This is a genomic window from Hyalangium sp. (assembly GCF_035629615.1).
GTDB lineage: Bacteria > Myxococcota > Myxococcia > Myxococcales > Myxococcaceae > Hyalangium.
On sequence record NZ_DASPHO010000559.1, the window covers coordinates 1 to 7545 of the forward strand.

A 7545-nucleotide genomic window follows, 5' to 3' on the forward strand; every position below is an offset into this window, starting at 1 on the left:
CTGGGCCTCCTGCTGGTCCATCCGCGCGCGGTGCAGCAGGTAGCCCATCATGGCCGTCAGGATGATCAAGCCCACGGCGCTGGCGACGAGCACCTCGATGAGCGTGAAGCCTCGCCGCGCCGAAGAAGAGACGCGCGCTACCATCGCAGCACCTCCCTTACCAGGGTGCGGCCATCCGGGGTGACGATGGTGACCCTCGCGCGCACGTAGCGGAACGAGGGGAACCCCACTCGCACGTCGAGGTCCTCGACGAGCTCGGGAGTGATGGTCCAGGCCCAGTCCGGGTGTCCTGGAACGGTGCCGCCGGAAGGGCTCCTCCACACGGGCGAGCCCGGAGGCTGGGCGCGCAGGTACTCGAGCCGCTCGGCCGCGGCGCGCTCCCGCTCCAGCTCCTCGATGCCGCGAGTCAGGCTCCGCGAGGCGGCCACCTCTCCTGAAGAGATCGCGGCAAGGGTCAGCGAGAGCAGGACTCCGCCTGCGAGCGCCTCCACGAGCAGGTGCCCCGCCCTGCTTCGCTTCGAACGCGAGGCCTTCATGGGCAGCCTCCCGCCTCATCCTCGAGCGTGCACACGGGCCCGTTCGGCGCGGCCATGACGACGCGCAGAGAGTCCTCGCGGCCGACCAGGAAGCGCTGGGGAGCGTTGTCCCAGATCCGCCCTGTGGGGCGGAACACGAGGGTCCTCGAACCCTCCAGCCGCACCGTCATGCGATCGGGGAGAGTAAGGCGCTCCACCTCGACGAAGGCGAGCGGATTGGCGGGGGACTCACAGTCCACGTCACGTCGGCGGCTGACGAGCAGGGCATCGCCGGGAGTGTTGGAGCCGACGGGGATGCCGTCCGCGAGGATCTCGACCTGATGGCACCGTCCCGTCTCGACGGCGCGCAGTCGGGCACGTACCAGGAGCTGGGCGGTGGCGTCCGTGGCCCTCCGCAACCGGTAGCGCGCCTGGAGGGGCTGCAGCCCGACAGCCGTCATGGCGCTCATGATGGCGAGCAGCGCCACCGTGACCATCAGCTCCATGAGGGTATAGCCGCGCATCCGCCCCCAGCAGACCATGAACGCACCCCCGAGGGCACCTCCCCTCCTGGCCCTCGGAGCTGACGGCTGCGGCGACTACCGGCCTCGGCGGCCCGGCGCCTTCTTGCCCCGCCCCTTCGCCTGGGCCTTGGCGGGCGCGGCCTTCTTTGCCCGAGCCCCTGCCTTGGCGGACTTCCGAGCCGGAGCGGCCCGCCGGCTGCCCCCTTGCGACTTCGGCTTCGCCTGCTTCCGGGGGGCACCCTTCTGATACTTGGGCTCGTAGAGCTGGACCACCACACCTCCGGGCATCGTGAAGTAGGTCACGTACCCGTAGCCATGGTCGGCGACCTCGCTCTGGAACTCCACTCCGCGCGCTTTGAGGTTCTTCACCGTTCCTTGAATGTCATCGCAGTAGAACGAGACATCATGGGTGCCGGCGGGCGGCTTTCCGGACTCGTCGACGGGATGGACGCCGAGGTCTGCCTCCGGAAGATCGAAGATGAGCCATCCGTCGCCCACGTCCGTGTGCGGCAGCTGGAGCTTGTCGCGAAGGAAGGCACGCATCGCCTCCGGCTCAGACGAATAGAACAGCCCATGGAGACCGCGAATCATGATCTTCTCCTTCCGGGATCAGCCGCGCAGGAACGCGGTGCCGAAGCTGCCAGCCTTCTCGGCCTCGCCCAGCAGGGCGTTCGCGGGCGAGATGCCGACGATGTGGATGGCCTCGATGCCCTCCTCCAGCATGGCGAGGCTCTCCTCCACCTTGGGGATCATCCCGCCCTGGATGACGCCAGAGGCGATCTTCTCCTTCGCCTCGGCGGGGGTGAGGGTGGGCAGGCGCGTGGAGGGATCGTCCTTGTTGGCCAGCACCCCGGGCACGTTCGACACCAGGAACAGCTTGGCGGCCTTGAGCTTCGCGGCAACGCGCGTGGCTACGGTGTCCGCGTTGATGTTGAACACGTTGCCCTGCGCATCCCCGGACAGCGAGCCGAGCACGGGCACCACGCCCGCGTTGGACAGCCTCTCGAAGAGCGCGGTGTTCACCTCGGTGACATCGCCCACGAGGCCAAGATCGATCGGCTCAGGCCCGGCGCCGGTGATGACCTTGGCGGGCCGCTTGCGCGCGTCGATGAGGCCCGCGGAGACACCTGTGGTGCACACCGCGGGCACGCCGGCCATGCGGAACGCGGCGGCCACGTCCACGGAGACCTGGCCCGCGAGCGTCATCTTCATCACCTCGAGGGTGGCCTCGTCAGTGACACGTCGCCCGCCCACCATCTTCGGGATGAGGCCGAGCTTCTGGGTGAGCTCGGTGGCCTGGGGCCCGCCGCCGTGGAGGACAGCGACGCGGACGCCCGCCTCCAGGAAGGCGCGCACGGCGGCCCCCACGCTGGCGGCCAGCTTGGGCCTGTCGGAGGCCAGCTCGCCGCCGATCTTCACGACGAACCAGCGGCCCTTGAAAGCCGCGAGCCCGCTCACGGCCACAGCCCCGGCTCGGCCAGCGTGGTGCGCTCGTCGAAGCCCATCATCACGTTGAAGCTCTGGATGGCCTGGCCCGCGCCGCCCTTGACCAGGTTGTCCAGGGTAGAGAAGCAGACCACGCGGCGGGTGTCCCCCGTGACGGGGCCCAGCGTGAAGCCCACCTCCACGTAGTTGCTGCCGGAGACGCCCACCACCTCGGGCTGCCTCCCACCACCGACGACGCGGATGAAGGGCTCCTTGCCGTAGGTCTCCTTCCAGAGCGCGTCCAGCTCCTCCTGGGTGGTGGAGGCAGGCACGTCCGCGAAGGAGGTGGAGAAGATGCCGCGCGGCAGGGGCGCGGAGACAGGGACGAACTCCAGCGAGAGATCCTGCGCGGCGCCGGCGAGGCGGAGCGTCTGGAGGATCTCGGGGATGTGCTGGTGCTCGAGCGGCTTGTACGTGCGCAGGTTGCTGGCGCGCAGCGGGTGGTGGGTGGTGATCTGCGGGTTGGCGCCGCTCCCGGAAGAGCCCGTGGCCGCCACGGTATGAACGGGCCCGCGCAGCTTTCCGCCCCTGGCCAGCGGCAGCAGTCCCAGGGCGATGGTGGTGGCGAAGCAGCCGGGGCTGGCGACATAGCGCGCCTTGCGGATCGCCTCGCGGTTGAGCTCGGGCATGCCGTAGACGAAGGTGCCATCCGTCAGGTGCTGGGGCGCCGGGTGGGTGACGCCGTAGTACTTCGCATAGGCGGCCGGGTCGCGCAGGCGGAAGTCGCCGGACAGGTCGACGATGCGCGTGCCCGAGGAGAGGATCTCCATCACCACCTGGGCGGTCGTCTTGTGCGGCATGGCCAGGAATGTGACGTCCGCGCCAGCCACGGCCTCGGCGGGCGCGAGCTGCTGGAAGGTGAGATCCGTGAGGCCGGCGAGGTTGAGGTGGACGTCGCCCACCTTCTTGCCAATGTTGTCCACCGCGGTGGTGCGGATGACCTCGACGTTCGGGTGGAAGAGGAGCCGGCGGAGGATCTCCGCGCCGCCGTAGCCCGTACCACCGATGAGGACTGCCTTGACCTTGTTGGCCATGTGCCTGGACTCCTGAGGGGTTCCGAGCGCGTGTATAGGGTCTTGCCGCGCGCGAATCCACACCGCACGGCATCTCCTCGCTCTTCCCTCCTGGCGGGCAGGCGTACCGTTGACTACTCGAAAAGCACCTGCCCACCTCCCGAGGTGGCGATGTCGCTCTGGGGAGGGTTGCCGAGGACGGTGACGTCCGAGCCGCTCGACGCCGTACCGGAGATCTGCTGGGTGACGTGGAGCCTCGCGCGGGAGCTGTCGCTCACCGCGATCTCCGCCACCTCCACGGCCAGGTCCCCTGCCTGCACCTCTCCGTTGCGGACAGCCACCAGCGTGAGCTTCCTGGCAGTGCCGGAGACGTTCACCGTGGAGCGGCCGGCGACCCTCAGGGTGAGGCTCTCCGTGTCGATGCCGCTGGCGCTCATGCGCGTGCCGTTGAGCGCCTGGAGCTCCGTCAACGTGGGCGTGACGACAGTGACGACAATGGGCTCGGAGGGCAGGAGGCTGAGGCCCTGATCCAGATCCGAGGTGAGGATCCCGTCCCGGAGCTCCAGTCGGATGAAGTCCAGGAGGTTCGAGTCGCCGCGGATCTTCACGGAGGGGGTGACGCCCACGGTGATGTCCCCATGAAGGCCCGCGGCCAGGAACACGCCGGAGAAGGTGCCAGTTGGACGCTCCTGCTCGACGATGTCACCATTGCCTTGGATATCCTCACAGCCCGCCAGGGCCACGACGAGTACTGCCCACAACGTCCGCTTCATCTGCATGGTCTCGCCCCTTTGCATTCCAGGTGCCACGAGCCACTGGCCATCGCACGAGGGCTGTGGAACGGTGGAGAGCATGAGCACCCAGTGGATCCTGCGTCCTATCAAGCCGAAAGACGACGCGGCGGTGGCCGCCATCATCCGCGCCGTGATGCCGGAGTTCGGGGCCAGCGGCCCGGGCTTCGCCATCCATGATGCGGAGGTGGATACGATGAGCGCATCGTACTCTCGGTCGAGGCACGCGTACTTTGTCGTCGAGCAGGACGGCCGGGTCGTGGGGGGTGGCGGCTTCGCCCCGCTGGCGGGGGCAGACCCGTCCGTGTGCGAGCTGCGGAAGATGTACTTCCTGAAGGAAGCGCGAGGGCATGGGCTGGGGGAGAAGCTGCTGAGGCGGTGCCTGGCCTCCGCCAAGGAGGCGGGCTACCAGCTCTGCTACCTGGAGACGCTGACGGGGATGGACCGGGCGCAGAAGCTGTATGAGCGGCTGGGCTTCAGCCAGATTCCCAAGGCCCTGGGCAACACGGGGCACTTCGGCTGCAACCGCTTCTTCACGCTGGACCTGAGCCACGCCTCCTTTTCGTAGGAGGCCAGGCAGGGGAGTTCTCCCTCGCCTGCTGAGCGAGCCTCCCTCCCTGCTCCTGCCTCCCATCCCCATCTTGAGCGGGAGGAGGTGCCGCATGGCACAGGAGCAGGACCAGGACAGGAAGAAGCTGCACGCAGATGAGGACAAGGAGCGGCAGCACCCGAAGGTGGACTCGGGAGATGTGTCGGGCCAGGGACGCGAGCGCCGGGAGGACACGGCGGTGTTTCCGCAGAAGCGAGGCACGGACGACTTCGGGACGCACGGCGGTCCCAACAAGCACGGGCGGAAGTGAGGCGACAGCTCCGAGTCCAGGGGATCGGAGCTGTCTGCTTCTCCCAGCGCGAGAGTCTCAGCGGATCTCGAACTCGCTGACGCCCAGGGGCTGGCCGTCAATGGACCACTCTGCCTTGTAGTGGCCCTGCGGCCAGCCCTTGTTGGGACGCGAGAGTGTGCCGCGCACGGTGTAGACGGCGCCCTTGGGGAGGGGCTGGTTCTGCGCGGGTACTTCGATGACGCTCTGGTCGATGAGCGTGTTGGGCGGCGCGGCCTTGCCTACGTCCACCGCGATCCACTTCGTCGTCACCTTGGTCCCGGCCTTGGGCACCGTGGAGAACTTCCCCACCGCCAGCAGCTCCGGCGCGGCCGTCGTGAACAGGGCCGTCACTCCCTGGCAGTCCCTGCTCGGGTTCTGCAAGCACAGCCCGAGCCTCGCCACGGGCGCTGTGGCGACGGGCCCCAGCACCACGTAGCGGCCGGTGCCTACGAGCACTCCGTCCTGGGTGTACTCGACGCGGTACTTGCCCGCCGGCCAGCCCTTGTTCGGCTTGTTGAAGTGGAGCTTGAGCGCGAAGCGGTTCCCGAGCCCTCCGAGCGTGTTGAAGGCGTCCGCCTTGAACTCCTTGTCCAGCACCTTGGTGTTGGGCGGTGCCGCGGCGCCCACATCCTCCGCGAACAACGTGCCCACCAGCTTGCTGCCCCGCTTGGGCACCGTCTTCGTCACCCACGTGGCGTAGATGTCATCGGTGCCGAACGGGATCTCCGTCTCGTTCTTCTGGCACTCCCCATCCACGGCCTGGGTGCAGACGAGCACCTCGGACTTCGCCGGCCCGGCGGCCTCGACCGTGACTCCGAACAACAGCACTGCGTACAGCAACAGGGTTCTCATGGTGTCATCCTCCCTATGGACCGTCCACGCCCCACACTAGCGCCGCGGGCTCAGGCTGGGGAGCGGCGGGCGCCCAGTCCGGCAAGAACGAACGACTAGACCCCATCGAAGGCAGCGTCGATGGCGGGGTCCGACCACTCCGCCGCGTGCACTGGGTAGTGGAACCGGGTGGTCGCGTGGAACACGGCCCGCGCTGCGCCCACAGGATCAGGAACCGAGAACTCTCCTCGTGCGACCCCGTCAGCAATGATTCGGGCCAGCTGCGCCTTGAGCGTCGCCACATGCGCGCCCACCACCTCTCGCGCCTCCGTGGTGAGCTGGTAGTAGGTGGCGAACAGCTCGGGGTCGTCGCGCACCATCTTCCGCTTGGACTTCATCAGGACGTCGAACCAGCGACGCAGGCGCTCCGGCGCAGGACTGTCCTCGGCAGCCACCGCGGCGAGCGGCGCCGAGATCCGGGTGAGCCAGCGCTCGGCGACGGCGTCACGCAGGGTCGCCTTGCTGGGAAAGTGCCGGTAGACACTCCCATGACTGACCCCCAGGGCTCGGGCGACGTCCACGACCGTCGCCTTCGTGGGCCCGAAGCGGCGAAGGACCTTCTCCGCCGCGTCCAGGATCCGCTCTGGCGTGAGCGCCGAGTCGTTCATCAGGTTCGAGCCCTCTCTCGCTCGCTGTCCAGCATCCCCATCTGGCGCGCATCGTAGCGATCACCCGCGACGGCGCCAGCGGGCACCGCACGCTCGATCGCCGCGAGGTCCTCCGCGGTCAGCGTCACGTCCAGGGCCCCCAAGGCCTCGGAGAGCCGCTCCCGGCGGCGTGCCCCGACGAGCGGCACGATGTCCTCTCCGCGAGACAGCGCCCAGGCGATGACGATCTGGGCCACGGTGACACGCTTCTGCTCGGCAATGGCACGCAGCGACTCGACCAGCGCCAGGTTGCGGTCGAGGTTCTCCCCCGTGAAGCGCGGCAGGTGCGAGCGGAAGTCGGGCGCTCCCTTGTTCGCGGCGTCCTTTGACCACCGCCCGCTGAGCAAGCCTCGCGACAGCACGCCATACGCGGTGATGCCCACGCCGAGCTCGCGGCACACCGGGAGGATCTTCTCCTCGACGCCCCGAGACAGCAGCGAGTACTCGATCTGCAGGTCTGCCACCGGATGCACGGCGTGGGCGCGACGGATCACCTCGGTCCCCACCTCCGACAGACCGAGGTGCCGCACGTAGCCCGCCTTCACCATGTCCGCGATCGCGCCCACCGTGTCCTCGATGGGCACGCTCGGGTCCAGGCGCGCGGGCCGGTAGATGTCGATGTAGCTCGTGCCGAACCGGCGCAGCGTCATGGCCAGGAAGTTCTTCACGGAGGCCGGGCGGCCATCGACGCCGGTGAAGCCGCCAGCAGGATCGCGCAGGGCACCGAACTTGACGCTGAGCACGACCTGCTCGCGCTTGCGCCCTCTCAGGGCCTCTCGCAGGAGCAGCTCATTGTGG

12 protein-coding genes are annotated in these 7545 nt (G+C 68.5%); 2 read left to right on the forward strand and 10 right to left on the reverse strand.

From position 1 onward, the window contains the following. The 7 genes from VD972_RS45580 to VD972_RS28305 form a co-directional block, all read right to left on the reverse strand. Positions 1-144: prepilin-type N-terminal cleavage/methylation domain-containing protein (locus VD972_RS45580; protein ID WP_414654145.1), on the reverse strand; the 144-nt coding region annotated here is incomplete at its 3' end. Then, positions 138-536 carry a hypothetical protein gene (locus VD972_RS28280; RefSeq protein ID WP_324991863.1) on the reverse strand — a complete coding sequence of 133 codons (399 nt, stop codon included), beginning with the start codon at positions 534-536 and terminating at the stop codon, positions 138-140. The genes VD972_RS28280 and VD972_RS45580, both read right to left, overlap by 7 nt. Then, positions 533-1039, reverse strand: coding sequence for a prepilin-type N-terminal cleavage/methylation domain-containing protein (locus tag VD972_RS28285; protein ID WP_324991864.1), 507 nt, complete (start codon positions 1037-1039; stop codon positions 533-535). Before VD972_RS28285 ends, VD972_RS28280 begins: the two co-directional genes overlap by 4 nt. A gap of 75 nt (positions 1040-1114) precedes the next feature. Next, positions 1115-1630 carry a VOC family protein gene (locus VD972_RS28290; RefSeq protein ID WP_324991865.1) on the reverse strand — a complete coding sequence of 172 codons (516 nt, stop codon included), beginning with the start codon at positions 1628-1630 and terminating at the stop codon, positions 1115-1117. An 18-nt stretch (positions 1631-1648) separates the two neighbouring features. Then, positions 1649-2497, reverse strand: coding sequence for an acetylglutamate kinase (argB, locus tag VD972_RS28295; protein ID WP_324991866.1), 849 nt, complete (start codon positions 2495-2497; stop codon positions 1649-1651). After that, the gene (gene argC / locus VD972_RS28300; protein WP_324991867.1) at positions 2494-3558 is read right to left on the reverse strand and encodes an N-acetyl-gamma-glutamyl-phosphate reductase; all 1065 of its coding nucleotides are present in this window, start codon (positions 3556-3558) and stop codon (positions 2494-2496) included. The genes argB and argC overlap by 4 nt, the downstream gene beginning before the upstream one ends. A 113-nt stretch (positions 3559-3671) precedes the next feature. Then, the gene (locus VD972_RS28305; protein WP_324991868.1) at positions 3672-4316 is read right to left on the reverse strand and encodes a GIN domain-containing protein; all 645 of its coding nucleotides are present in this window, start codon (positions 4314-4316) and stop codon (positions 3672-3674) included. A 73-nt stretch (positions 4317-4389) separates the two neighbouring features. Between VD972_RS28305 and VD972_RS28310 the strand changes: the two genes are divergently transcribed. Both VD972_RS28310 and VD972_RS28315 read left to right on the forward strand, forming a co-directional pair. Continuing rightward, entirely contained in the window at positions 4390-4896 is a 507-nt protein-coding gene (locus VD972_RS28310) for a GNAT family N-acetyltransferase (RefSeq protein ID WP_324991869.1), read from the forward strand. 94 nt (positions 4897-4990) lie between these two features. After that, positions 4991-5188, forward strand: coding sequence for a hypothetical protein (locus tag VD972_RS28315; protein ID WP_324991870.1), 198 nt, complete (start codon positions 4991-4993; stop codon positions 5186-5188). Positions 5189-5245: 57 nt separating this feature from the next. On the opposite strand, the gene VD972_RS28320 is transcribed toward VD972_RS28315, so the two are convergent. The 3 genes from VD972_RS28320 to VD972_RS28330 all read right to left on the reverse strand — a co-directional run. After that, positions 5246-6061 carry a hypothetical protein gene (locus tag VD972_RS28320; RefSeq protein WP_324991871.1) on the reverse strand — a complete coding sequence of 272 codons (816 nt, stop codon included), beginning with the start codon at positions 6059-6061 and terminating at the stop codon, positions 5246-5248. 95 nt (positions 6062-6156) lie between these two features. Beyond that, positions 6157-6708 (reverse strand): TetR family transcriptional regulator, encoded by a 552-nt coding sequence (locus VD972_RS28325; RefSeq protein ID WP_324991872.1) that lies wholly within the window; start codon positions 6706-6708, stop codon positions 6157-6159. Next, positions 6708-7545: aldo/keto reductase (locus VD972_RS28330; protein WP_324991873.1), on the reverse strand; the 838-nt coding region annotated here is incomplete at its 5' end. The genes VD972_RS28330 and VD972_RS28325, both read right to left, overlap by 1 nt.